Source organism: Acidovorax sp. 107 (assembly GCF_003058055.1).
Lineage (GTDB): Bacteria > Pseudomonadota > Gammaproteobacteria > Burkholderiales > Burkholderiaceae_C > Acidovorax.
Window position 1 is genome coordinate 2,344,997 of sequence record NZ_QBTZ01000001.1, and the last position, 25,228, is coordinate 2,370,224.

Sequence of the window (25,228 nt, forward strand, 5' to 3'; positions counted from 1 at the left end):
CCAGCGGCAAACAAGGCAAAGGCTCCCATGGACCACAGCGAACTGCAACACATCGTCACCACGGCCCTGCCCTTCTATGCCCAGCAGGGCGGCGAGGCCGCCCTGTTCGAGCATGCCTGGCGACAGCGCCTGCCGCTGCTCATCAAGGGGCCCACAGGCTGTGGCAAGACGCGCTTTGTCGAGCACATGGCGGCGCGCCTGGGTCGACCGCTCATCACCGTGAGCTGCCACGACGACCTGTCGGCCGCCGACCTGGTGGGTCGGCACCTGCTGGGCACCAGCGGCACGGTGTGGGCTGACGGCCCCCTGGCGCGCGCCGTGCGCCAGGGCGCCATCTGCTATCTGGATGAGGTGGTGGAAGCGCGCAAGGACACCACCGTGGTGCTGCACCCGCTGGCCGACGACCGGCGCGTGCTGCCCATCGAGCGCACGGGCGAGCTGCTGGCGGCACCGCCAGAGTTCATGCTCGTCATCTCGTACAACCCCGGCTACCAAAGCCTGCTCAAAAGCCTCAAGCCCAGCACCCGCCAGCGCTTTGTGGCGCTGAACCTGGGCTACCCCACCCCGGCGGTGGAAGAAGCCGTGCTGCGCACGGAAGCCGGGGCCAGCGCCGAACTGGCGGCCACGCTGGTGCGCCTGGGCACCGCCCTGCGCCAGATCACCGACCACGATCTGGAGGAAGTGGCCAGCACCCGCCTGCTGGTGATGGCGGCACGCCTCACCGTCTCAGGGGTGCCACTGGCCACCGCCTGCCGCGCGGCCATTGTGGACGCGCTCACCGACGACGCCGACACCGCCGCTGCGCTGGACGAGGTGCTGCGCGCCCTGCTGGGGTGATGCCCCCGCCATGCAACGCCAGCGCCGCGCCTTTCAGATCGCGTTCTTCGCGCTGTTCCTGTGTGCGCCGGCGCTGAACCTGCTGCGGTTTGACCTCACGGAAGTGCAGCTCTGGGTGTTGGGCCAACGCTGGAGCCTGGGGATCGACGCCTTTCGCCAGGGACTGATCGGCCCCGGCGAAATGGCCGCGCGCCTGCTGCTGCGCGCGCTGCTGCCAGCGCTCCTCATCGTGGGGGGCTTTCTGGCCGTGGCCTGGCGCTACGGGCGCCTTTACTGCGGCTGGCTATGCCCCCACTTTTCGCTGGTGGAGCTGCTCAACCATGTGCTGCAAAAGGCTTGCGGCCGCCTCTCGCTGTGGGACCCCAAGCCCACGCCCCAACGCGGCCTCACGCCCGACCGGCGCTGGTGGCCCGTGTTTGCGCTGCTGTGCCTGCTGATGGGTTTTGCCTGGGCCATCACGCTGCTGACCTACCTGCTGCCCCCCGCAGATGTGTGGGGCAGCCTGCTGCACGGCACATCCACCCCGGGCCAGGTGCGCTTTCTGGTGGCAGGCACGGCTGTGTTCACGGCCGAGTTCCTGTTCGCACGCCACCTGTTCTGCCGTTTCGGCTGCGCGGTGGGCCTGTTCCAGAGCCTGGTGTGGATGGCCAACCCGCGCGGGCGTGTGGTGGGCTTCGCGCGCGATGCCGGGCGCCTCCCGCCTGCTTCCACCGCCCCAGCGGCCTCGTTCGGCCTGCAGGCCGCCCACCCTTCGCAGTGCCGCAGTTGCGACGAACCCCATGGCAATGCCTGCGACCGCGCCTGCCCCATGCACCTGCCGCCGCGCCAGTTCAAGCGGCGCAAGTTCTCCTGTGTGCAATGTGGGCTGTGCGTGCAGGCCTGCGAACACTCGCAATCGGCCCAGCAGCGCGAGCCTCTGCTGCAGTGGAGCATTGGTGTGGATGCGCTGCGCGAGTCCTTGCGCGCACGGCAACGTGAAACCCCCTCGGCCCCCGCGCAACACGCCGCGAGCAACGGCACGGAGCAATGACATGGAAGAATGGATCGGCCAGCAATGGCACCGCCTGATTACGCACTGGGCTGCCGGCGGCCACCCGGAGGCCGCCGTCACGCTTGAAGAAGTGCGCAAGCCGCTGGGCCTGCTGTTCCGCTGCGGGGGTGGCCCCGCCGCCATGCGCATCGCCCCGGCCGCTGACCGCACCGTGGGCGGCCCACGCGGATGGCTGCAGCGCGCCGCGGGCGCCGGCACACGCGCCGCGCTGCCCGAATACCAAAGCGACGTGCTGGCCCTGCCCGCTACGCTCGCCGTCTTTGCCGACCGCGCACTCAACCGCGACCTGTACCTGTGGCTGGCGGCCCTGGGCTCGCAGTGGCACACCGCGCGGCCCGCGCGGCCCGGCTGGCTCGCCCACAACCTGGCGGCGGAACAGGCGGCCCGCGCCGCATTCCCGGGGCTGGCCGCTGCCCACGACCGGCTGCGGCACGCGCAGCTGGCCCAGCGCCCGCCGCTGCACCGCCTGCGCGGCCCCGCCGCCGAAGCCGAGGCCTGGGTGCAGCGCGCACTGCGCGGCGAGCTGGACGGCGCCACGCCAGGCACGGCGCGGCCCGCACTGCCGTCCAGCGCCACCGCGCCGGTCTGGCTGTGGCTGGACAACGGCCAGGCCCTGGCCGCGGCCAGCCGCCGCCCCACGGAGCCGCCCGAGCCCCCCGAAGGCCGCGATGCCACCGCACCCGGGTCCGACGACCGCACGCGCCGCAGGGCCGAACGGGTGCGCGATGAGCGCCACGCCGCGCCACTGATGCTGTTCTTCCGCGCCGAGTCCATCCTCTCCTGGGGCGAATTCACCAAGGTGCAGCGCGCCGACGACGACAGCGACGACGGCCACGCGCTGGACGCCGCACGCGACATGGACGTGCTGGCCATTGCCGAAGACCCAGGCAATGCACGGCGCCTGGCCTCGCGTGTGCGTTTCGACCTGGACCTGCCCAGCGCCAGCGCTGACGACATCGCCCTGGGCCCCGGCGAGCACCAGCCCGAGTGGGACTGGAAAGCCCGCGTGCTGCGCCCCGCCCACTGTGCCGTGCAGCGCATGGTGGCGCGCGAAGCCCCGCCGTTTGCCCCCGACGCCCGGCTGCGCACCACCGCCCGTCAGGTGCGCCGCCGCCTCGAGGTGCTGCGCGCCGCCCCGCTGCGCGCCCATGCCCAGCCCGACGGCGACGAGCTGGATGTGGACGCCTGGGTGCGCCATGCCACCGACGGCGCCGCCTGGCGCAGCGAATCGCCTGCCGTGTGGCAACGCCGTGTGCGCGCCGAGCGCAGCCTGGCCACGCTGCTGCTGGCCGACCTGTCGCTCTCCACCGACGCCCACGTGGGCGGCGCAGGCCAGCCCATGCGCGTCATCGACGTGATCCGCGACGCGCTGTATGTGTTTGGCGAGGCGCTGGCCGCTGGGGGCGATACCTTCGAGATGCTGGGCTTCAGCTCCGTGCGGCGCCAGAACGTGCGCATCCAGCACCTCAAGGGATTCGACGATGCCTGGGCCGCCCCAGCACGCGCGCGCATCGCCGCCATCAAACCGGGCTACTACACCCGCATGGGGGCCGCCATCCGGCACGCCACGGCCCGGCTGGCAGAGCGCCCCGAACGCCAGCGCCTGCTGCTACTGCTGACCGATGGCAAACCCAACGACCTGGACGTGTATGAAGGCCGCTACGGCCTGGAGGACACCCGCCATGCGGTGCAGCAGGCCCGTGCCCAGGGCCTCACGCCTTTTGCGGTGACGATTGACGATGCGGGGCACGACTACCTGCCCTACCTCTTCGGCCAGCAGGGCTACGCGCTGGTCCACCGCCCGCGCGACCTGGCGCAGCGGCTGGCGGCGGTCTACAGCCAGATCACGCGCACGCAAATATGACGCGGTGCAGCATGCACCTTTGACTTTGGACAAGGCCCTGCCGGGAACGTCCCCGTGTAATCGCGGCATTACTCCCACTGCAGCCCCACCATGGACATCCGGCAATTTGACATTCCGCGCTACCTGTCGGCCCTGCCGCTTTTTCAGGAATCCACCCCAGAAGAGCTGGCCCGCCTGGCCAAGGGCTGCCGGCTGCGCCGCTTCGCGCGGGGTGACAGCGTTTTCCGCGTGGGCACCCCTTGTGAAGAGTTCCACGTGACGGTGCTGGGCCAGGTCAAGCTGTTCGCGCTCTCGCCCTCCGGGCAGGAGAAGGTGATCGAACTGGTGGGCCCTGGCTCCAGTTTTGCCGAGGCGCTGATGTTCACGGGCAAGCCTTACATCATCAACGCCCAGGCACTGGCCGAGACCCTGTTGCTGAGCGTGGACAAAACCACGGTGGAGCGTGAAATCGAGGCCGATCCGCGCTTTGCCATGCGCATGCTGGCAGGCATCTCGCGGCGCCTGCACGGGCTGGTGCACGATGTGCAGACCTACACACTGCACAGCGGCATGCAGCGCGTCATCAGCTACCTGCTGCACGAGCTGCCCGAAGACTCCAGCGACGCCGCCGGCATTGCGCTGGCCTGCGCGGGCTGCGGCGAACCGCAGGAACCGGGTGGCCTGAGCCTGACGCTGCCAGTGAGCAAAGCCACCATCGCATCGCGCCTGTCGCTCACGCCCGAGTATTTCTCGCGCGTGCTGCATGAGCTGGAAGACGCAGGGCTGATCCACATGGACAAGCGCGACATCCACATCCCTGACGCCGTGCGCCTGGCCGAACACACCTGGGCGGAGCCGGGCACGCGCCGCGCCGCGCCCGCAGCGGCCGCCGCATAAGCTCATCACGAACGATTCGATGACCCGTGCATCTTCCGATGCAAGAATGGGCCTGCAGCGGCGCCCGCTGCGCCCATTCACCTTGAGGAGGAGCAATACGTCATGAAGATCGAAACCCTGGCCGTCCACGCAGGCTACAGCCCCGACCCCACCACCAAGGCGGTGGCCGTGCCCATCTACCAGACGGTGGCCTACGCGTTTGACAGCGCCCAGCATGGCGCCGACCTGTTCGACCTGAAGGTGCCGGGCAACATCTACACCCGCATCATGAACCCCACGACCGACGTGCTCGAAAAGCGCGTCGCGGCGCTCGAAGGCGGCATCGCCGCGCTGGCCGTGGCCTCGGGCATGGCGGCCATCACCTACGCCATCCAGACCATTGCGGAAGCCGGCGACAACATCGTGTCAGCCAGCACGCTGTATGGCGGCACCTACAACCTGTTTGCCCACACGCTGCCGCAGCAGGGCATCACCACCCGTTTTGCCGACCCGCGCGACCCGGCCAGCTTTGCGCAGCACATCGATGCACGCACCAAGGCCATCTTCATCGAGTCCATCGGCAACCCGCTGGGCAACGTGACCGACATCGCGGCCTTGGCCAAGGTGGCGCACGACCATGGCGTGCCACTGATCGTGGACAACACCGTGCCCAGCCCCTACCTGTTGCGCCCCATCGAACACGGTGCCGACATCGTGGTGCACTCACTCACCAAGTACCTGGGCGGCCACGGCAACAGCGTGGGCGGCGCGATTGTGGACAGCGGCAAGTTCCCGTGGGCGCAGCACAAGGCCCGCTTCCCGCGCCTGAACGAGCCCGACGTGAGCTACCACGGCGTGGTCTACACCGAGGCCCTGGGCCCCGCTGCCTTCATCGGCCGCGCACGCGTGGTGCCGCTACGCAACACGGGTGCGGCGCTGGCGCCGCTCAATGCCTTCCTGATCCTGCAAGGCATTGAAACCCTGGCGCTGCGCATGGACCGCATCTGCGACAACACGCTGGCCATCGCCAAATACCTGCAAAAGCACCCCAAGGTGGAATGGGTGCGCTACGCCGGTTTGCCCGACCACCCGGACCACGCGCTGGTGCAGCGCCAGTCAGGCGGCAAGGCATCGGGCATCCTGAGCTTTGGCGTGAAGAACAGCGACGCCGACCCGCGTGCAGCCGGTGCGCGCTTCCTGGATGCTTTGCAACTCTTCACGCGCCTCGTCAACATTGGCGATGCGAAGTCGCTGGCCACGCACCCCGCGTCCACCACCCACCGCCAGCTCAACCCCGAAGAGCTGGCCAAGGCGGGCGTGAGCGAAGGCATGGTGCGCCTGTCGGTCGGCATCGAGCACATCGACGACCTGCAGGCCGACTTGGCGCAGGCACTCGACAAGGTGTGATGTGCAAAGGGCCATGCGCCTCCCAAGCGCATGGCCAGACACCCTGCACCTAACTTTTGAGGATTTCTGCGTTCAAGCGCTAGTGGAATAAGCACTGCCAGCTACATATTTGATAGCAAACAGATCGACAACACCTAGCAACGCCGTCATGCCTGCCCGCGCACGGCGGAGCGATGGCGGTCAGCGCCGGGCGCTGGCCGTGCTCAGCCAAGGTCGCGCGCCAGCCGAATGCCCGTGAACTGCCAGCGCGCCGTGGCCGGGAAGAAGTTGCGGTAGGTCAGCCGCCCATGCCCTGGCGGCGTGGCGCTGGACGAGCCCCGCAGCACGTACTGGTTGACCATGAACTTGCCGTTGTACTCGCCCACTGCGCCTTCCGCCACCCGGAAGCCGGGGTAAGGGGCATAGCTCGATTGCGTCCACTGCCACGCAGCGCCATGCCACTGCGCCATGCCTGCGGCCTCCTGCGCGGCCGCATGCTCCCATTCGGCCTCGGTAGGTAGGCGTGCACCGGCCCAGCGCGCATAGGCGTCGGCCTCGTAATACGACAGATGCACCGTCGGCTGCTCGCCCTGCAGCGGCTGCAGGCCGGCCAGCGTGAAGTGGTGCCAGGCGCCATCGACGCAATGCCAGTACAGCGGCTGCTCCAGGCCCTGCGCCGTCCGCCAGTCCCAGCCTTCGGCCAACCAGAGCAGCGGGTTGCGGTAGCCACCGCCTTCCACAAACGCCAGGTACTCGGCCTGCGTCACCAGCCGCGAGGCCAGTGCGTACGGGTGCAGATACACGCGATGACGGGGGCCCTCGTTGTCAAAGGCAAAGCCGCTGCCTGCGTGGCCGATGTCGGCCAACCCGCCATCAAAAGAGTGCCATGCCAGCGCCCCGGCGGCCTCGGGCACCACAGCGTCAGACGCCTTGGCATAGGCGGGGAACAAGGGGTTGCAGGACAGCAGGTGCAGGATGTCGGTGAGCATCAGCTCCTGGTGCTGCTGCTCATGCTGCAGGCCCAGCTCGATCAGGCTGCACAGCGCGGCATCGCGCACCACGGCGGGCCACAGGCGTGCCATGCGGGCGTCCACGTTGGCCCGGTAGGCGAGCACCTCGTCCAGCGATGGCCGCGTGAGCAGCCCGCGCTGCGGGCGCGGGTGCTTGGCGCCCACACCGTTGTAGTAGGAGTTGAACAGCACCCGGAACGCCGGTGCAAACGGCTGGAAACCTGGCTCACGGGCTTCGAGCACAAAGGTTTCAAAGAACCAGGTGGTGTGGGCCAGGTGCCATTTGGTGGGGCTGGCATCGGGCATGGATTGCGCGGCGCAGTCCTCGGGCGACAGCGGGGCCGCCAGGGCCAGCGAGCGGCCGCGCACGGCGGTGTAGCGCGCCAATAGCGCGTCGAATGCAGGGGATGTCATCGTCATTGCGGCCACCGGTCAAGGACGGGCGTGGACCACTGCAAACCAGCCCCGCTCGTCCGTCCACGCCTGGGCCTGCGCAAAACCGGCGCGCGCGAGCATGTCGGTGAACACGGGCAGCGGGTACTTGTAGCTGTTCTCGGTGTGGATGCGCTCGCCCCGGTCGAACCTGCGGCCGCCGCCGGGCCAGCACACCTCGGTGTCAGAGGCCGCCTCCAGGTGCATCTCGATGCGCGAGGCCTCGGTGTTGAAGAACGCGCGGTGCTGCCACTGCGCCACGTCAAAGTCACTGCCGATCAGGCGGTTCACATGCCGCAGCACATTGCGGTTGAACTCGGCGGTGACCCCCGCTGCATCGTCGTAGGCGGCTTCGAGCACCGCCACGTCCTTGGGCAAATCGATGCCGATGAGCAGACCACCATCGTCGTCAATCAGCTCGCGCATGTGGGCCAGCAGATCCAGCGCGTGCGGCGGGTCGAAGTTGCCGATGGACGAGCCCGGGTAAAACACCAGGCGCCCGGTGCGGGGAATGTCGTCGGGCAGTGACACCCCCAGCGTCATATCGCCCGCGAGTGCGCGGGCATCGAGTGCCGGAAAGTCATCGCGCAGCCCCTGCACCGCCTGCTCCAGAAAATCCGCCGAAATATCCACCCCCACAAAACAGGCTGGCTGCACCAGGCGGCACAGGGTGCGAGCCTTCTGGCAGTTGCCCGCACCCAGCTCGATCAAAGTGCGCCCTGCGCCCACGGCCTCCGCAATGCTGTCTGCATGCGTCTGCATCAGCGCCATCTCGGTGCGCGTGGGGTAGTACTCCGGCAGGCGCGTGATGGCTTCGAACAGCTGCGAGCCGTGCTGGTCGTAAAAATACTTGGGGGAGATGCGTGCGGGCCGCTGGGTCAGCCCGTGTGTGATGTCGGAATAGCGAGGCAGGAGCATGGGTCGTCAACACGTTGGTGCGGCAACGCCGCCGGGTGGTCAAAAACAGAGGCACCTGGGTGGCACAACCTATGGCACACCCCGCACGCTCCCCCACCCCATTGTGCGTTGCCTCGTTGACTGTCGTATGTAGGCCAATTCCGCACCCACAAAAAAAGGGCTGGCGCAGGCGCCAGCCCTTTAGACCCTTGGAGAACTCTCGCTGTCAGGAACGCAGGGCCCCGGCTGGGGCCCTGTGCCCTTAGAAGCGCCAGCCCAGACCCACGCCCACCAGAACGGGGTCCACCTTGAAGGTGCCCAACTTGGCACCGCCTGCGCTCACGTCGGTCTTGATGAAAACCTTCTTCACGTCGAAGTTGAGGTACAGGTTCTTGGCCAGCGGAATGTCCACACCCACTTGCAGCGCAGGGCCGAAGCTGTTGCGGTCAATGCTCACGCCTGCAGGCAGGTTGACGCTGGAAAAACGCGTGTAGTTCAGGCCCGCGCCCACATAGGGCTTGAAGCCAGGGGCGTCAAAGTGGTACTGCGCCAGCAGTGTGGGGGGCAGATGCTTGAGCGTGCCGATGGCGGCGCCGCCAGCGCTGAGGGTGTGCTTTTGCGGCACGGTCAGGATCAGCTCTGCAGCGATGTTCTTGTTGAAGAAATAGGTCACATCCACTTCAGGGATGGTCTTGTTGTTGACCGACAGGCCCAGCGGCGTGCTGTCCTTGTTGGCGCTGTCCAGGTGCACCGCACGTGCACGGACCATCCAGGGGCCCTCGGCCTGTTGCGCCATGGCGGCGCCAGAGGACAGGACACAGAGAACGGCGACAGCCAGCAGGTTCTTTTTCATGGTATTTCGCATCGGTTGGACGGGGACGACCCCCGTACATGCATTGAACCGCTGCGCTCCCCACCCAGCCTTGCCTTACCTCAAGCCCTCGGTAGTAACCCTTAGACCTAGATCAAGAAATACCCACTATTGGGATGTGGACTTGCCCCGCAGGCGCTGCACCAGCGTCACCCCCGCCAGCACCAGCCCACCCGCCACGATGCCCACCACCGCGTTCAGCAGGTTGGGCACCAACACAGCCCACAGCCCGCCCACGGGCCATTGCGAAGCTGTCGTGCCTGCAGCCTCCACCGCATGGTGCAGCACGGGCACCCCGTGCACCAGAATGCCGCCGCCCACCAGGAACATGGCTGCCGTGCCCGCAATGGACAGCCCCTTCATCAGCCAGGGCGCCGCGCGCAAAATGCCTGACCCGAGGGCACGCGCTGCGCTGCTGGCCTTGTTGTTGAGCCACAGGCCCAGGTCGTCGAGCTTGACGATGCCCGCCACCAGACCGTACACGCCGATGGTCATGATCACCGCGATGCCCGACAGCACGGTCAACTGCTGCACGAAGGGCGCGGAGGCCACGGTGCCCAGCGTGATCGCGATGATTTCGGCTGACAGGATGAAGTCGGTGCGCACGGCGCCCTTGACCTTGTCCTTTTCAAAGGCCACCAGATCCACCGCCGGATTGGCGTTGGCCTTGGCGTGGCTTTCGTGCTCGGCCTCATCCTCGTGCTGTGCGTGCAGCAGCTTGTGCGCCACCTTTTCAAAACCCTCAAAGCACAGGAAGGCGCCCCCCACCATGAGTAGCGGCGTCACCGCCCAGGGCGCAAAGGCACTGATCAGCAGCGCGGCGGGTACCAGGATGACCTTGTTGATGAACGAGCCCTTGGCCACCGCCCACACCACCGGAATCTCGCGCTCGGCACGCACCCCGGTCACCTGCTGGGCGTTGAGCGCTAGGTCGTCCCCCAGCACGCCCGCCGTCTTCTGCGCGGCCACCTTGGTCATCACCGACACATCGTCGGCCATGGCAGCGCTCTTCTTGGCCGCCACCTTGGTCATCAAGGCCACGTCGTCGAGGATGGTGGCGATGTCGTCGAGCAGGGCAAGCAGGCTGCCAGAAGCCATGGGAGGTCCTTGGGAATGGTGAAGAGCGCCGACTATAGCAACGCGCCAAGACGTCTCTACGCCAGACAAGACCGCAACAACAACGGGGCCTGAGCCCCGTTCAACGTCACCCTCGCCACCGACAAACACTGTCCGTGCGACTCAAATTTCACGGCACCTAGCGCTCGTCACCCTTCGTCGAAAGCGCACGGCCCCAAAGCCAGAGCAGCCAAGCAAGGGCCGCCCCGCAGCGAGGGCTGTGTCCCCCTTCCCGATTCGCAAAGCGAATTGAGAGAAGGGGGAAGCGGCGCAGCCGCTCAGGGGGTTGTACCTGCTCAGCCCACCCACTTGCGCGCATTGCGCCAGATGCGCATCCAGCCGCTGTACTGGGCCCGGTCCTCGCTGGTCCAGCTCGTCTGCACGTTGCGGAACACACGCTCGGGGTGCGGCATCATGGCTGTAAAGCGGCCGTCGGCCGTGGTCACGGCCGTGAGGCCGCCGGCGCTGCCGTTGGGGTTGAACGGGTACTGCTCGGTGGCGCGGCCGTGGTTGTCCACGTAGCGCATCGCGGCGATGGCCTTGTCGGCGTTGCCCCGGTACTTGAAGTTGGCATAGCCCTCACCATGCGCCACGGCAATCGGCAGGCGGCTGCCGGCCATGCCTTGCAGGAACAGGCTGGGGGATTCAAGCACTTCCACCAGCGACAGGCGGGCCTCGAAACGCTCGCTCTGGTTGGTGGTGAAGCGTGGCCAGTCTTGCGCGCCGGGGATGATGTCCGCCAGTTCGGCAAACATCTGACAGCCATTGCACACGCCCAGGCCGAACGTATCCGTGCGGCCAAAGAAGCCCTGGAACTGCGCGGCCAGCACCGGGTTGAAGGTGATGGAACGCGCCCATCCGATGCCTGCGCCCAGCGTGTCGCCGTAGCTGAAACCGCCGCAGGCGACCACGCCCTTGAAGTCCTCGAGCTTGACGCGGCCGGTCTGCAGGTCGGTCATGTGCACGTCGTAGGCCTCAAAGCCCGCCTCGGTGAAGGCGTAAGCCATTTCGATGTGCGAGTTCACACCCTGCTCGCGCAGGATGGCGACCTTGGGTTTGGCGAGGTTCAGGAACGGCGCGGCCACGTTGTCGGCCGCATCGAACGTGAGGTGCACATGCAAGCCGGGGTCGGTGGGCTCGCCCGCCGCGGCGTGCTCGGCGTCGGCGTTGGCGGGGTTGTCGCGCTGCTGGCAGATCTTCCAGCTCACCGCATCCCACACCTGGTGCAGATCGGCCAGCGGGGCGCTGAACACGGCCTTGGCATCGCGCCAGACCTGCAGTTCGCCCTTGCCTGCATCGATTTCAGACGACACAGGGCGCGTCTTGCCGACAAAGTGGCTGAACTTGGACAGGCCGTGCTCGCGCAGGGTCTGCATCACCTCGTTGCGCTCGGCGGTTCGCACCTGCAGCACCACGCCCAATTCTTCGTTGAACAAGGCCTTGAGCGTCAACTCATCGCGGCGGGCGCCCACCTGCGTGGCCCAGTTCTTGGCGTCGCCCGTGTCCATGCGGCTGTCGCTCACGCCGTCGCCTTCGGTCACGAGCATGTCCACATTCAGCGCCACGCCCACATGGCCGGCAAAGGCCATTTCGGCAGCAGCCGCCAGCAGGCCGCCATCGCTGCGGTCGTGGTAGGCCAGGATCTGACCCTTGGCGCGCAGCGCGTTCACGGCGTTGACGAGGTTGACCAGATCCTTCGGGTCGTCCACATCGGGCACCACATCGCCGCTTTGCTCCAGCGTCTGGCCCAGGATGCTGCCGCCCATGCGGTTCTGACCCTTGCCCAGGTCGATCAGCACCAGGGTGGTGTCAGCCTCTGTGGCGTTGAGCTGCGGGGTGAGTGTGCCGCGCACGTCGGACAGCGAGGCAAACGCGCTCACGATCAGGCTGACGGGGGACGTGACCTTCTTCTTGTCGCTGCCTTCCGACCATTGGGTGCGCATGGACAGGCTGTCCTTGCCCACAGGGATGGATACGCCCAGCGCCGGGCACAGCTCCATGCCCACGGCCTTCACGGTTTCGTACAGCGCAGCGTCTTCGCCCGGTTCGCCGCAGGCGGCCATCCAGTTGGCGCTAAGCTTCACGCGCGGCAGCTCGATGGGTGCGGCCAGCAGGTTGGTGATGGCTTCTGCCACGGCCATGCGGCCCGACGCGGGGGCGTTGATCGCGGCCAGCGGCGTGCGCTCGCCCATGCTCATCGCTTCGCCCGCAAAGCCCTTGTAATCGGCCAGCGTCACGGCGGAGTCGGCCACGGGCACTTGCCAGGGACCGACCATCTGGTCGCGGTGGCTCAGGCCGCCCACGGTGCGGTCGCCAATGGTTATGAGGAAGCGCTTGGACGCTACCGTGGGGTGGGCCAGCACATCGATCACGGCTTTTTGCAGCGGCACGCCGGTCAAGTCCATCGGTGCGAATTCGCGCTCCACGGTGGTCACGTCGCGGTGCATCTTGGGCGGCTTGCCCAAGAGCACGTTCATGGGCATGTCCACAGGCAGCTTCTGGTCGTCGGCGGTGGCAGCGGGGTCGTGCAGCACCAACTGGCGCTCTTCGGTGGCGGTGCCGATCACGGCAAACGGGCAGCGCTCGCGTTCGCAGAAGGCTTTGAACTGCTCCAGCGACTCGGGCGCAATCGCCAGCACGTAGCGCTCTTGCGACTCGTTGCTCCAGATTTCCTTCGGACTCATGCCCGACTCTTCGAGCTGCACGGCGCGCAGGTCAAAGCGTGCGCCACGGCCTGCGTCGTTGGTCAGCTCGGGGAAGGCGTTGGACAAGCCCCCCGCGCCCACGTCGTGGATGGCCAGGATGGGATTGGCAGCACCCTGCGCCCAGCAATGGTTGATGACCTCTTGCGCGCGGCGCTCGATCTCGGGGTTGCCGCGCTGCACCGAGTCAAAGTCCAACTCGGCCGCATTGGTGCCGGTGGCCATGGAGCTGGCGGCGCTGCCGCCCATGCCGATGCGCATGCCGGGGCCCCCCAGCTGGATCAGCAGCGAGCCGGCGGGGAATTCGATCTTCTTCGTCAGCTCGGCATCGATCACGCCCACACCGCCCGCGATCATGATGGGCTTGTGGTAGCCGCGCTGCACGCCGCCCACGTTCTGTTCGTACTCGCGGAAGTAGCCGTTCAGGTTGGGGCGACCGAATTCGTTGTTGAAAGCGGCGCCGCCCAAGGGGCCTTCGACCATGATCTGCAGCGGGCTGGCAATGTGCTCGGGCTTGCCCACGGTGCTGCCCCAGAGCTTGGACACGGTGAAGCCTGTGAGGCCCGCCTTGGGCTTGGAGCCCCGGCCCGTGGCGCCTTCGTCGCGGATCTCGCCGCCCGCGCCGGTGGATGCGCCCGGGAAGGGCGAGATGGCCGTGGGGTGATTGTGCGTTTCCACCTTCATCAGCACATGCTGGGTGACGCTACTTTTTTGATAGCTATTGGCGCTTGATTCACTAGCGCTTGCGGCCATTTTGGCTACAAAACGCTCCACCTGATGGCCTTCCATGACCGAGGCGTTGTCCGAATACGCAATCACCGTGTGCTGGGGGGCCAGCTGGTGCGTGTTGCGGATCATGCCGAACAGGCTCTTGTCCTGCGCCACGCCGTCGATGGTGAACTCGGCGTTGAAGATCTTGTGGCGGCAGTGCTCGCTGTTGGCCTGCGCGAACATCATCAGCTCTACGTCGGTGGGGTTGCGCTTGAGGCCGGTGAAGGCCGTCACGAGGTAGTCGATTTCATCGTCGGCCAGCGCCAGGCCGAAGCGGGTGTTGGCGGCTTCGAGTGCAGCACGGCCACCGGCCAGCACGTCCACATGCTCCATGGGTGCGGGCTGCAGTTCGGTGAACAGGGCTGCGGCGGCGCTGCGGTCGGCCACGACCGATTCGGTCATGCGGTCATGCAGCAGCGCGGCAATCTGGCCCAGTTGCTCAGCGGTCAACTCGGGCGTCTTGCCCAGCAGGCCGGATTTCAGGCTGATGCGGTATTCGGTGATGCGCTCGACGCGGCGGATGGCGATGCCGCAGTTGCGCGCAATGTCGGTGGCCTTGGAGGCCCAGGGCGACAGCGTGCCCAGGCGGGGCGTGACGATGAGCGCGGCGCCGTCTTCGGGGCCTGCGTAGGGGTCGCCATAGGTCAGCAGCGCGGCCAGACGTTCTTGTTCGGCGGGCGTGGGGGCCGCATCGGTGACGACCAGATGCACGAAACGCGCTGCAATGCCGCTGATCTTGGGGTGGATCGCCTCCAGGGCGGGTTGAAGTTGCTGGGCGCGGAAGGTGCTGAGGGCGTTGCCGCCCGCCAGCGTGGTCATGTGCAAGGTCACGGTAGCGGCCTGTTGGGGGGTGTCAGGGGTAGAGGGTGGCTCCGGGCGCCAGCGTGCTACCAGCACCGGAGCCTTCTATTTTACCGGGCATGGCCCGGCCGCCTGCGCGGCCGGGGGGCCAATGGGATAATTGCGGCATGAGCATCACCATCAAAAGCGCCGAGGACATCGAGGGCATGCGCGTGGCCTGCCGCCTGGCCTCCGAAGTGCTGGACTACATCACGCCGCACATCAAGCCCGGCATCACCACCAAAGAGATCGACCGCCTGGGCGCCGAATGCATGGCCCAGCAGGACACCATCTCGGCCACCGTCGGCTACCAGCCACCGGGCTACCCGCCCTACCCGGCGTCGCTGTGCACCTCGGTCAACCATGTGGTGTGCCACGGCATCCCCAATGACAAGCCGCTCAAGAAGGGCGACATCGTCAATGTGGACGTGACCGTGATTACGAAAGACGGCTGGTACGGCGACAACAGCCGCATGTTCATGATCGGGGAGTGCTCGATTGCCGCCAAGCGGCTGTCCGCCCTGACGTTTGAGGCCATGTGGCACGGCATCGTTCAGGTGAAGCCCGGCGCACGGCTGGGAGATATCGGCCACGCGATCCAGAAGTTTGCCGAAGGGCACGGCTTCTCGGTGGTGCGCGAGTTCTGCGGCCACGGCATTGGCAAGAAGTTCCATGAAGAGCCACAGGTGCTGCACTACGGCAAGCCCGGCACACTCGAAGAGCTGGTACCCGGCATGGTGTTCACCATCGAGCCCATGATCAACGCAGGCCGCCGCGAGGTGAAGGACTTGGGCAACGACGGCTGGACCATCGTGACCAAGGACCACAGCCTGTCGGCCCAGTGGGAGCACACGGTGCTGGTCACGCCCACGGGGTACGAGGTGATGACGCTGTCGGCCGGCTCGCCGCCACTGCCGCCGTTTGTGACTGCCACGGCCACCTGACCCGGCCCTGCGGCGCCAGTGCTACTCCTTGACACACAGGCGCTCGCACAATTCTTGCGTGGCATTTTCATGGCCTTTACCAGCGCACACCGACCATGACTGAACTCCATGCCCTGCGGGATGCCTACCGCAGCGACAAGGCCGCCCTGTTGGCGGCCATGCAATCCACCGGCGCCTCCACACGCGGCATCCGCGTGTTGCTGCGCAAGCTGTCATCGCTGGCGGGCAACCTGTTGCAGACTTTGTGGCTGCGCGCCCAGTTGCCCGAGGACATGGCCCTGGTGGCAGTCGGCGGGTTTGGACGCGACCAGCTGTTTCCTTATTCCGATGTCGATGTCCTGCTGCTGTTGCCCAACGGCGCGGCGCCCGAGGCCGGCAGCGCCTTACGCACCAAGCTCGAAGGCTTCATTGGCAGCTGCTGGGACACGGGCCTGGAGATCGGATCCAGCGTACGCACCGTGGCCGAATGCCTGGCCGAGAGCGCAGGCGATGTCACCGTGCAGACCTCGCTGCTCGAATCGCGACTGGTCTGCGGCAATGCCGCGCTGTTTGCCGAATTCCAGCGCCAGTATCGGGCGCAGATGAACCCCCAGGCGTTTCTGGTCGCGAAGACGTTGGAGATGCGCCAGCGCCACACCAAGTACGAGAACACGCCCTATTCGCTGGAGCCCAACTGCAAGGAGTCGCCCGGCGGGCTGCGCGACCTGCAGATGATCCTGTGGGTGGCTCAGGCGGCAGGTTTGGGCAGCAACTGGATGGAACTGGCCGCCAGTGGTCTGGCCACTGCGTTCGAAGTGCGCCAGATCGAGCGCAACGAGGCGCTGCTGTGCCTGATCCGCGCCCGCCTGCATGCGGCGGCCGGGCGACACGAAGACCGCCTGGTGTTTGACTTGCAAACGGCGGTGGCCGAGTCGTTCGGCTACCGCTCGCAGGCACCCGATGGCTCACGCTTGCCCATGCGGGCCAGCGAGACGCTGATGCGCCGCTACTACTGGGCGGCCAAGGCGGTATCGCAGCTCACCCAGATCCTGCTGCTCAACATCGAAGAGCGCCTAAGCCCATCGACCCATGAGCCGCGCCTGATCAACGAACGTTTCTTCGAGAAGGCGGGCCTCATCGAAGTGGCGAGTGATGACCTCTACACCCGCGACCCGCATGCGATCCTGGAAACCTTTCTGCTCTACCAGACCACGGTCGGGCTCAAGGACCTGTCGGCGCGCACCCTGCGCGCGCTGTACAACGCACGCGGCGTGATGGACAGCGCCTTCCGGCGCGATCCGGTCAACCGCGATGCGTTCATGCGCATCCTGCAGCAGCCTTCAGGCATCACCCATGCCATGCGGTTGATGAACCAGACCTCGGTGCTGGGGCGCTACCTGTGGCCGTTTCGCCGCATCGTGGGGCAGATGCAGCATGACCTGTTCCACGTCTACACGGTGGACCAGCACATCCTGATGGTGCTGCGCAACGTACGCCGCTTCTTCATGGCCGAGCATGCGCACGAATACCCGTTTTGCTCGCAGTTGGCGGGCGGGTGGGACAAGCCCTGGATCCTGTATGTGGCCGCGCTGTTCCACGACATCGGCAAGGGACGCGGAGGCGACCATTCGCAGATCGGCGCAGAAGAAGTGCGGCGCTTTTGCCGCCAGCACGGCGTGGACCGCGAGGACGGCCGGCTCATCGAGTTTCTGGTGCGTGAGCACCTGACCATGAGCACCGTGGCGCAAAAGCAGGACCTGAGCGACCCTGATGTGATCGGCGCCTTTGCGCACCGCGTGGGCAATGAGCGCAATCTCACGGCGATGTACCTGCTTACCGTGGCAGACATCCGCGGCACGAGCCCCAAGGTCTGGAACGCCTGGAAGGGCAAGCTGCTGGAAGACCTGTACCGCGCTACGCTGCGCACCCTGGGCGGCCGCGCACCTGATGCAGCCGCCGAGATCGAGGCCCGCAAGCGAGAGGCGCTGGTGCTGCTGGCGCTCAACGCCCTGCCCTTCGAAGCCCACAAGGCGTTGTGGACAACGCTCGATGTGAGCTATTTCATGCGCCACGACGCGGCCGACATTGCCTGGCACACGCGGCACCTGTCGCGCCATGTGGGCTCCGCACGGCCCGTGGTGCGCGCCCGCCAGTCGCTGGCAGGCGACGGGCTGCAGGTGATGGTGTACGCCGCCGACCAGGCCGACCTGTTCGCCCGGATCTGCGGTTATTTCGACCGAGCGGGTTTCAGCATCCTCGACGCGCGCGTGCACACCGCCAACAACGGCTATGCGCTCGACACCTTCCAGGTGGTGGCCTCATCGCAGCCGGGGCACTACCGCGAGTTGACCCACATGGTCGAGAGCGACCTGATGCGCGTGATCGAGGAAGGCGGCCCCCTGCCAGAGCCCACCCGCAAGCGGGTGTCACGCCGGGTCAAGAGCTTTCCGGTGGCGCCCCGCGTCACCTTGCGGCCCGACGAAAAAGCGCAGCGCTGGCTGCTGGCGATCTCGGCCAGCGACCGGGCAGGCCTGCTCTATCTGGTGGCGCGCATCCTGGCGCAGCACCACCTGAGCGTGCAGCTGGCCAAGGTCAGCACCTTGGGCGAACGGGTGGAGGACACGTTTCTCATCCAGGGCCCCGAGCTGCAGAACAACGCCCGTCAGATCCAGATCGAAACCGAGCTGCTACAAGAGCTGTCGTCCTGACGCCCCTCCAGCCCGGATCGGGAGGGCTCATCAGGCTCAGTCGTCCTCTGCGGCATCGATCTCCGGGAACAGCACTTCCGTGAACCCGAACTGCGTGAAATCGCGCACCCGCATGGGGTACAGCTTGCCGATCAGGTGGTCGCATTCGTGCTGCACCACCCGCGCGTGAAAGCCGTCCACCGTGCGGTCAATGGGATCACCATACGGGTCCACGCCCGTGTAGCGGATGCGCGACCAGCGCGGCACCTTCCCACGCAGGCCAGGCACGGACAGGCACCCTTCCCAGTCCTCTTCCTCCTCCGCCCCCAATGGCGTGATCACGGGGTTGAGGAGCACCGTGGGCGGCACGAGCGGGCGGTCCGGGTAGCGGGGGTTGCGCTCGTTGGAGCCGAAGATCACCAATTGCAGGTCCACGCCAATCTGCGGCGCGGCCAGCCCTGCGCCGTTGACGGCACGCATGGTGTCGAACAGGTCGCGCACCAGCAGGTGCAGCGCATCGGTATCGAATTCGGTGACGGGTTGGGCGACTCGCAGCAAGCGCGGGTCGCCCATCTTGAGGATGGTATGGACGGTCATCGTGGAAGTATCGAAGGCAGTCGGCGTGAGGCCGGTGGGGCGCAGCATAGCGCGGGCGGCGCAGCGCTGCACGCAGTGGGCACGCGGCACACCCCGGGCCCTGCGCGCGCGGGGCGACAATAAAGGCCATGGCCACCCAGCCCGAGGACCCGAACACCACCGACATTGCCACCGCGGCAGACACCCCACGTCCGCTGCCATGGCCCGTGCGGTGGCTGCTGCTGGGGTTTGCGGTGCTGTGCCTGGCAATGGGCGTCATCGGTGTGATCGTTCCCGGCCTGCCCACCACGGTATTCATCCTGATGGCTGCCTGGGCGGCCGCGCGCAGCTCGCCGCGCCTGTACCGTTGGCTGTGGAACCACCGCCTCTTCGGGCCACTGCTGCGCAACTGGGCCCAGGGCGGCAAGGTCAGCCGCCGCGCCAAATGGAGTGCTGCAGTCTTCATGGCCGCCAGCGCCGCCGTACTGTGGATGGGCGCAACCCGCACCTGGGTGGCCGTCGCTGCCTCGGCCTGCATGGCCTGCGTGCTGATCTGGCTGTGGCGCAGGCCCGAGCCTTGATACCCCGCTTGCCTGCACAGTGCGGCCCGCGCCCGTCGGACACGCTTGCAAAGGTCACAAGACCAGACGCACGAGTTTTCAGACGGGTGTTTTTGTGTATATAATCTAAGTCTTGTTCCTCGATAGCTCAGTCGGTAGAGCGCCGGACTGTTAATCCGTAGGTCCCTGGTTCGAGCCCAGGTCGAGGAGCCAAGAATTTTTCAGGCCCTGCATGTGTACGCGGGGCCTTTTAATGAGTTAGTTTGCAAGTTGTACCGATCATTCCTCGATAGCTCAGTCGGTAGAGCGCCGGACTGTTAATCCGTAGGTCCCTGGTTCGAGCCCAGGTCGAGGAGCCAGTTAAAAAGCCCTGCACAAAACGTGCGGGGCTTTTTTTCGTCTGAACTGTTGCCACCCCCAACCAGCAGTCGCATGCCAGACAATGGTGTCTTTGTGACACACGCCCGCATGCCCCCGCAACTGCACTGGCTCGAACCCCGCGACCCGTTTCCCGCCCCGACCCTTGCCTGGGGGGATGGCGACCCCGCGCCAGGACTGCTGGCCGCAGGGGGCGCTCTGGACGTGGCCAGCCTGTGCGCCGCCTATGCGCAAGGCACCTTCCCCTGGTACGGCCCCGGTCAACCCATTCTGTGGTGGGCGCCCGATCCGCGCATGGTGCTGCCTGTGTCGGAGTTTAGGCTGCACCGCTCACTGCGCAAAAGGCTGCAGTCGTTCCGCCGGCAGGCGCGTTGCGAGATCCGCATCGACAGCGCGTTCAAGGACGTCATCACCGCCTGCGCCATGAAAGAACGCGAGGGCCAGGCAGGAACCTGGATCGTGCCCGAAATGGTCGATGCCTACACACACCTGCACCGAGCAGGCCACGCGCACAGTGTGGAAACGTGGGTGGACGGGCGGCTGGTGGGCGGCCTGTATTGCGTAGCGCTGGGCCACGCGGTGTTTGGCGAATCCATGTTTGCATACACCACAGATGCCTCCAAGATCGCCCTAGCAGCTTTGGTGTGCCTATGCCGCCGCCATGGGGTCTCCCTCGTGGACTGTCAGCAAAATACCCATCATCTGGCTTCGCTGGGCGCCCGGGAAATACCCCGCTCAAAATTTCTGAAACACGTAGACAGCGCTCGGCAACAGCCTGCCTTTCCCTGGATATTTGAGCCCGTATACTGGTACGAGCTGCTGCCCTCCTTGACCGCCCCGGCATGACGCAACTCAACGACCTTCCGCTGCAAACCCTGCAGTTTTATGCGACAGCCCCCTACCCCTGCAGCTACCTGCCGGACCGGCAGGCGCGGTCGCAGGTTGCCACACCCAGCCACCTGATCCAGAGCGATCTGTATTCCGACCTCGTGGCCAAGGGGTTTCGCCGCAGCGGCATGTTCACCTACCGCCCCTATTGCGACGGATGCCAGGCCTGCACTCCTCTGCGAGTCCTGGTCAACGAGTTCAAGCCTGATCGCAGCCAGAAACGCGCGGCCGCGCGCCACGGAAAACTGCAGGCACGCGTGCTGCGGCTGTGTTTCGTGCCCGAACACTACCAGCTGTATCTGCGCTACCAGAACGGCCGCCACGCGGGCGGCGGCATGGACCATGACAGCATCGACCAGTACACACAATTTCTGCTGCAAAGCCGGGTGAACTCACGGCTGGTAGAGTTTCGCGAGACCGATGCATCGGGCGAGCCCGGCGCTCTCAAGATGGTCTCCATTCTCGACGTGCTTGATGACGGCCTGTCTGCCGTCTACACGTTTTACGAACCGGAACTCCATTGCAGCTATGGCACCTACAACGTCATGTGGCAAATCGCGCAAGCCCATGCGCTGGGGCTGCCCCATGTTTACCTGGGGTACTGGATTGAAACCAGCCCCAAGATGAATTACAAGGCGCGTTTTCTGCCGCACGAAATCCGTACGGACGGCCATTGGCATCGGGTCGGAGACACTGGGCGCGCGACCCCCTGAACACGCACTCACATTTCACAAGATAAAATGTAGCGGCCTTCGCACCATCGCCGCTCATGAAAAAAACCGATCCCAGCATTCCTCTCAAACCCAGCGTTCAGGTACTTGAGCGCATGTTCACCCTGATCGATGTGCTGGCCTCTCGCGAAGAGGCGATTTCCCTCAAGGAAATCAGCGAGAAAACCGGGCTGCACCCTTCCACAACCCACCGCATCCTCAACGATCTGACCATCGGCCGGTTCGTGGACCGCCCTGAATCAGGCAGCTACCGACTGGGGATGCGATTGCTGGAACTGGGCAATCTGGTCAAGGCCCGCCTGAGCGTGCGCGACGCCGCGCTGACCCCCATGCGCAGTCTGCACAAGCTGATCCAGCAACCCGTGAACCTGAGCATGCGCCAAGGGGACGAGATTGTGTATGTGGAGCGCGCCTACAGCGAGCGTTCGGGCATGCAGGTGGTGCGTGCGATAGGCGGCCGGGCCCCGCTGCATCTGACTTCAACCGGCAAACTTTTCCTGGCACTGGACGACCCCCAGCGCGTTCGCGCTTACGCCACCCGCACCGGTCTGGCTGGCCATACCCGCAACAGCATTACGCAGTTGCCGGTGCTGGAGCGGGAGCTGGCCAAGGCACGCCAATACGGCATCGCCCGAGACAACGAGGAGTTGGAACTGGGCGTGCGCTGCATGGCGGCCGGCGTGTACGACGACCAGGGCAAGCTGGTGGCAGGCCTGTCGATTTCTGCCCCCGCAGACCGCCTGGATGAAGGCTGGCTGCCCAAGCTGCAGGCAACCGCGAACGAGATTTCACTGGCGCTGGGCCATACACCTCAGCCCGATGCCCACCCCAACACCTTGAGCAACCAGCGCGCTGAACTGCGTTGAACACCGTTCAACACAGGTCTGAGGGGCGAGGTACGGCTCCCACCTTGCGACACACTGTAGTTACCGCACCGGGGCACCTACAGTACGCCGCCCCCTGTCGCTCACCGAGTCGCTCGAGGAGTAACCGAAAGGCCCCGTCAAAGACGGTTTGGTGGTGGACGCTAAAACAAAAAAGCACCTGACAGCATCACGCTGTCAGGTGCTTTTTTTGAATCCGTCGGCTCAGCCGTTGGTATTGCGAGCCGCCTGCAATGGCGCGGCCAGCGCAGGGTTGGACTCCACCCAGCGGCGCACCCGCTCTGCATCGCCCAGCCGGCTGAATTTGCCTGCTGAGTCCAGAAACACCATGATCAGCTTGCGCCCTGCCACCTGGGCTTGCATCACCAGACAACGACCTGCCTCGGAGATATAGCCGGTTTTCTGCAGACCAATATCCCAGGTAGGGTTTTTCACCAGCCCGTTGGTGTTGTTGTATTGGAGCGTCTTGTGCCCCACAGCCACCTCGTAGCCGGGCGACGTTGACAGTTCGCGCAACAGGGGGTCGCCATGCGCCACACCCACCAAGGTGGCGAGATCGCGAGCACTCGACTGATTGCGGCTGGACAGGCCTGTAGGTTCCACATAGTGGGTATCGTTCATCCCCAGCGCCTTCGCTTTGGCGTTCATCTGGGACACAAACAGCTCCAGGCCCCCAGGGTAGGTGCGACCCAAGGCATGGGCCGCCCGATTCTCGCTGGACATAAGCGCAAGGTGCAGCATCTCTCCTCGGGTCAGCGTAGTGCCCACCGTGAGGCGCGATCGGCTACCCTTTTCGGTATCCACGTCGTCCTGCGTGATCGTGACGGGCTCGTCCATCGGCAATTTGGCCTGCGAGATGAGCATGCCCGTCATGAGCTTGGTCAGGGACGCGATAGGGAGCACAGCCTGATCGTTCTTGCGCAGCAACACCTCGTGGGTGTCCTGATCCACCACCAGCGCCACACTGGACTTCAGGTCGAGCGGGTCATTGACATCGTGCAAGCCCGCCATCTGGCCAAAAGAGGGTTTGGCCGGCACAAAGGCCACCTTGGTAGGGGCCTTGACCGTTTTGGCGCTCACGCGTGTGGGCTTGATGCTCGCAGCGACTTTGCGCGGGGCCACGGCACGCTTGGCATGGACTGCGCCCGCCTGCTGCTTTTTAGCCCCTTGCTTTTTGACCTCTGCCGCATGCGCAGAGGGCGAAAGGAGGGCTGCGCTCACAAGCGCAAGACCCATCCACTGGAAAAATCGATTCACTGCAGCGTTGCGGCGATGGTGCATCAAAGTGCTCCAAACGGTAAGAATTATGGGGCAGTGTACAGAATCAAAAAAAGTCGCGCAAGATCAATACCTTGCGCGACTTTCCGAGAAAGTGAGTGAATTATAAATTGATCACTCAACCTTGAGCAGCGACCCGATCGGCTTTACTTTGTAACTTGTTCAAGGCGCTGAGGTAGGCCTTGGCCGACGCCACGACGATGTCGGGGTCCGCACCCACGCCATTCACCACGCGACCACTGTTTTGCAAACGCACGGTGACCTCGCCCTGGCTCTCGGTGGAGCCACTGATGGCGTTCACCGAATACAGCACCATTTCGGCGCCACTCTTCACGTGCGATTCAATGGCCTTGAGCGAAGCATCGACTGGCCCATTGCCCTCTGCCTCGCCCCGCACTTCGTTCCCATCGACGGTAAAGACAATGCGTGCGCGGGGTTGCTCGCCGGTTTCGCTCTGCTGAAACAGCGACACGAAACCATATTGTTCTTTTTCGGCTGTGACACTTTCGTCGCTGACCAACGCCAGGATGTCCTCGTCAAAAATCTCGCTCTTGCGGTCGGCCAGCTCCTTGAAGCGCGTGAAAGCGGTGTTGACTTCGGTTTCGCTGTCCAGGCTGACACCCAGTTCCTGCAAGCGCTGCTTGAAGGCGTTGCGACCACTGAGCTTGCCGAGCACGATCTTGTTGGCACTCCAGCCCACATCCTCAGCCCGCATGATTTCGTAGGTGTCGCGTGCCTTGAGCACGCCGTCCTGGTGAATGCCGCTGGCATGGGCGAACGCGTTGGCGCCCACCACGGCCTTGTTGGGCTGCACCACAAAGCCCGTAGTCTGGCTCACCATGCGGCTGGCAGCCACGATGTGCTGGGTGTCGATGCCCAGTTCAAGCCCAAAATAGTCCTTGCGGGTCTTCACGGCCATCACGATCTCTTCGAGCGAGCAGTTGCCGGCGCGCTCACCCAAGCCGTTGATCGTGCATTCCACCTGGCGTGCACCACCGATCTTCACACCGGCCAGCGAGTTCGCCACGGCCATGCCCAGGTCGTTGTGGCAGTGCACGGACCAGATCGCCTTGTCGCTGTTGGGAATGCGCTCGCGCAGCGTCTTGATGAAGTTGCCGTACAGCTCGGGCACGGCGTAGCCCACGGTGTCTGGCACGTTGATGGTGGTGGCGCCTTCGGCGATCACAGCCTCCAGCACCCGGCACAGAAAGTCAGGGTCGCTGCGGTAGCCATCTTCGGGGCTGAACTCGATGTCACCCACGAGGTTGCGCGCAAAGCGAACCGACTGCTTGGCTTGCTCGAGTACCTGGTCGGGCGTCATCCGCAGCTTCTTCTCCATGTGCAGCGCCGAAGTGGCAATGAAGGTGTGGATGCGCGCATTCGCCGCACCCTTGAGAGCCTCTGCAGCGCGTGAAATATCGCGGTCGTTGGCACGCGACAGCGAGCAAATGGTGGACTCTTTGATGGCATTGGCAATGGCTTGCACGGCCTCAAAGTCACCGTTGGAGCTGGCGGCAAAACCGGCTTCGATCACATCCACCTTCAGACGCTCCAGCTGGCGCGCAATACGCAGCTTCTCGTCCTTGGTCATTGAAGCCCCGGGGGACTGCTCACCATCGCGCAAGGTGGTGTCGAAAATGATCAGTTTGTCAGCCATGTTGTTCTCCTGGTATCAGTGGGTGGGGCCCGCA

The 25,228-nt window shown here is 65.5% G+C and carries 19 protein-coding genes and 2 tRNA genes; 13 read left to right on the top strand and 8 right to left on the bottom strand.

Going from position 1 to position 25,228, the window contains the following annotated elements:
* Positions 1 to 27: 27 nt before the first annotated feature.
* The 5 genes from C8C99_RS11025 (at position 28) to C8C99_RS11045 (ending at position 6,014) form a co-directional block, all read left to right on the top strand.
* Positions 28 to 837 (top strand): CbbQ/NirQ/NorQ/GpvN family protein, encoded by an 810-nt coding sequence (locus C8C99_RS11025; RefSeq protein WP_108625771.1) that lies wholly within the window; start codon positions 28 to 30, stop codon positions 835 to 837.
* Positions 838 to 847: 10 nt separating this feature from the next.
* The gene (locus C8C99_RS11030; protein ID WP_108625772.1) at positions 848 to 1,867 is read left to right on the top strand and encodes a 4Fe-4S binding protein; all 1,020 of its coding nucleotides are present in this window, start codon (positions 848 to 850) and stop codon (positions 1,865 to 1,867) included.
* A gap of 1 nt (position 1,868) precedes the next feature.
* A complete protein-coding gene (locus C8C99_RS11035; protein WP_108625773.1) occupies positions 1,869 to 3,752 on the top strand; it encodes a nitric oxide reductase activation protein NorD in 1,884 nt (627 codons plus the stop codon).
* A 90-nt stretch (positions 3,753 to 3,842) separates the two neighbouring features.
* Complete coding sequence (locus C8C99_RS11040) at positions 3,843 to 4,628, top strand: Crp/Fnr family transcriptional regulator (RefSeq protein ID WP_056638556.1); 786 nt, start codon at positions 3,843 to 3,845, stop codon at positions 4,626 to 4,628.
* A 102-nt stretch (positions 4,629 to 4,730) separates the two neighbouring features.
* Positions 4,731 to 6,014, top strand: coding sequence for an O-acetylhomoserine aminocarboxypropyltransferase/cysteine synthase family protein (locus C8C99_RS11045; RefSeq protein WP_108625774.1), 1,284 nt, complete (start codon positions 4,731 to 4,733; stop codon positions 6,012 to 6,014).
* A gap of 203 nt (positions 6,015 to 6,217) precedes the next feature.
* On the opposite strand, the gene egtB is transcribed toward C8C99_RS11045, so the two are convergent.
* The 5 genes from egtB to purL form a co-directional block, all read right to left on the bottom strand.
* The gene (egtB, locus tag C8C99_RS11050; protein ID WP_108625775.1) at positions 6,218 to 7,423 is read right to left on the bottom strand and encodes an ergothioneine biosynthesis protein EgtB; all 1,206 of its coding nucleotides are present in this window, start codon (positions 7,421 to 7,423) and stop codon (positions 6,218 to 6,220) included.
* A gap of 12 nt (positions 7,424 to 7,435) precedes the next feature.
* The gene (gene egtD, locus C8C99_RS11055) at positions 7,436 to 8,353 is read right to left on the bottom strand and encodes an L-histidine N(alpha)-methyltransferase (RefSeq protein ID WP_108625776.1); all 918 of its coding nucleotides are present in this window, start codon (positions 8,351 to 8,353) and stop codon (positions 7,436 to 7,438) included.
* Positions 8,354 to 8,594: 241 nt separating this feature from the next.
* Positions 8,595 to 9,185 carry an OmpW family protein gene (locus tag C8C99_RS11060; protein ID WP_056638539.1) on the bottom strand — a complete coding sequence of 197 codons (591 nt, stop codon included), beginning with the start codon at positions 9,183 to 9,185 and terminating at the stop codon, positions 8,595 to 8,597.
* Between the two features lie 126 nt (positions 9,186 to 9,311).
* Entirely contained in the window at positions 9,312 to 10,301 is a 990-nt protein-coding gene (locus tag C8C99_RS11065) for a DUF808 domain-containing protein (protein ID WP_108625777.1), read from the bottom strand.
* Between the two features lie 314 nt (positions 10,302 to 10,615).
* Positions 10,616 to 14,623 (bottom strand): phosphoribosylformylglycinamidine synthase, encoded by a 4,008-nt coding sequence (gene purL, locus C8C99_RS11070; protein ID WP_108625778.1) that lies wholly within the window; start codon positions 14,621 to 14,623, stop codon positions 10,616 to 10,618.
* 137 nt (positions 14,624 to 14,760) lie between these two features.
* Between purL and map the strand changes: the two genes are divergently transcribed.
* Positions 14,761 to 15,576 carry a type I methionyl aminopeptidase gene (gene map / locus C8C99_RS11075; RefSeq protein ID WP_108625779.1) on the top strand — a complete coding sequence of 272 codons (816 nt, stop codon included), beginning with the start codon at positions 14,761 to 14,763 and terminating at the stop codon, positions 15,574 to 15,576.
* A 95-nt stretch (positions 15,577 to 15,671) separates the two neighbouring features.
* Positions 15,672 to 18,263 carry a [protein-PII] uridylyltransferase gene (locus C8C99_RS11080; protein ID WP_056638532.1) on the top strand — a complete coding sequence of 864 codons (2,592 nt, stop codon included), beginning with the start codon at positions 15,672 to 15,674 and terminating at the stop codon, positions 18,261 to 18,263.
* Positions 18,264 to 18,299: 36 nt separating this feature from the next.
* Here C8C99_RS11080 and def read toward each other — a convergent pair whose 3' ends face one another.
* Positions 18,300 to 18,839 carry a peptide deformylase gene (def, locus tag C8C99_RS11085; RefSeq protein WP_056638787.1) on the bottom strand — a complete coding sequence of 180 codons (540 nt, stop codon included), beginning with the start codon at positions 18,837 to 18,839 and terminating at the stop codon, positions 18,300 to 18,302.
* Positions 18,840 to 18,967: 128 nt separating this feature from the next.
* Between def and C8C99_RS11090 the strand changes: the two genes are divergently transcribed.
* The 6 genes from C8C99_RS11090 to C8C99_RS11115 all read left to right on the top strand — a co-directional run bounded on the left by C8C99_RS11090 (position 18,968) and on the right by C8C99_RS11115 (position 22,241).
* On the top strand, positions 18,968 to 19,399 hold the full coding sequence (locus C8C99_RS11090) for a YbaN family protein (protein ID WP_108625780.1): 432 nt from the start codon (positions 18,968 to 18,970) through the stop codon (positions 19,397 to 19,399).
* 116 nt (positions 19,400 to 19,515) lie between these two features.
* Positions 19,516 to 19,591 (top strand) — tRNA-Asn (locus tag C8C99_RS11095).
* A gap of 70 nt (positions 19,592 to 19,661) precedes the next feature.
* Positions 19,662 to 19,737: transfer RNA gene (locus C8C99_RS11100), tRNA-Asn, on the top strand.
* Between the two features lie 109 nt (positions 19,738 to 19,846).
* Positions 19,847 to 20,602: a leucyl/phenylalanyl-tRNA--protein transferase gene (aat, locus tag C8C99_RS11105; RefSeq protein ID WP_108627124.1), complete on the top strand. Its 756-nt coding sequence runs from the start codon at positions 19,847 to 19,849 to the stop codon at positions 20,600 to 20,602.
* Positions 20,599 to 21,357, top strand: a complete 759-nt coding sequence (locus C8C99_RS11110; protein WP_108625781.1) for an arginyltransferase — start codon at positions 20,599 to 20,601, stop codon at positions 21,355 to 21,357. The genes aat and C8C99_RS11110 overlap by 4 nt, the downstream gene beginning before the upstream one ends.
* A gap of 56 nt (positions 21,358 to 21,413) precedes the next feature.
* Positions 21,414 to 22,241, top strand: a complete 828-nt coding sequence (locus C8C99_RS11115) for an IclR family transcriptional regulator (RefSeq protein ID WP_056638528.1) — start codon at positions 21,414 to 21,416, stop codon at positions 22,239 to 22,241.
* 222 nt (positions 22,242 to 22,463) lie between these two features.
* Here the strand turns inward: C8C99_RS11115 and pbpG are convergent, their stop codons facing one another.
* A complete protein-coding gene (pbpG, locus tag C8C99_RS11120; protein WP_056638525.1) occupies positions 22,464 to 23,540 on the bottom strand; it encodes a D-alanyl-D-alanine endopeptidase in 1,077 nt (358 codons plus the stop codon).
* Between the two features lie 115 nt (positions 23,541 to 23,655).
* Complete coding sequence (locus tag C8C99_RS11125) at positions 23,656 to 25,194, bottom strand: 2-isopropylmalate synthase (RefSeq protein WP_108625782.1); 1,539 nt, start codon at positions 25,192 to 25,194, stop codon at positions 23,656 to 23,658.
* Positions 25,195 to 25,228 lie beyond the last annotated feature (34 nt).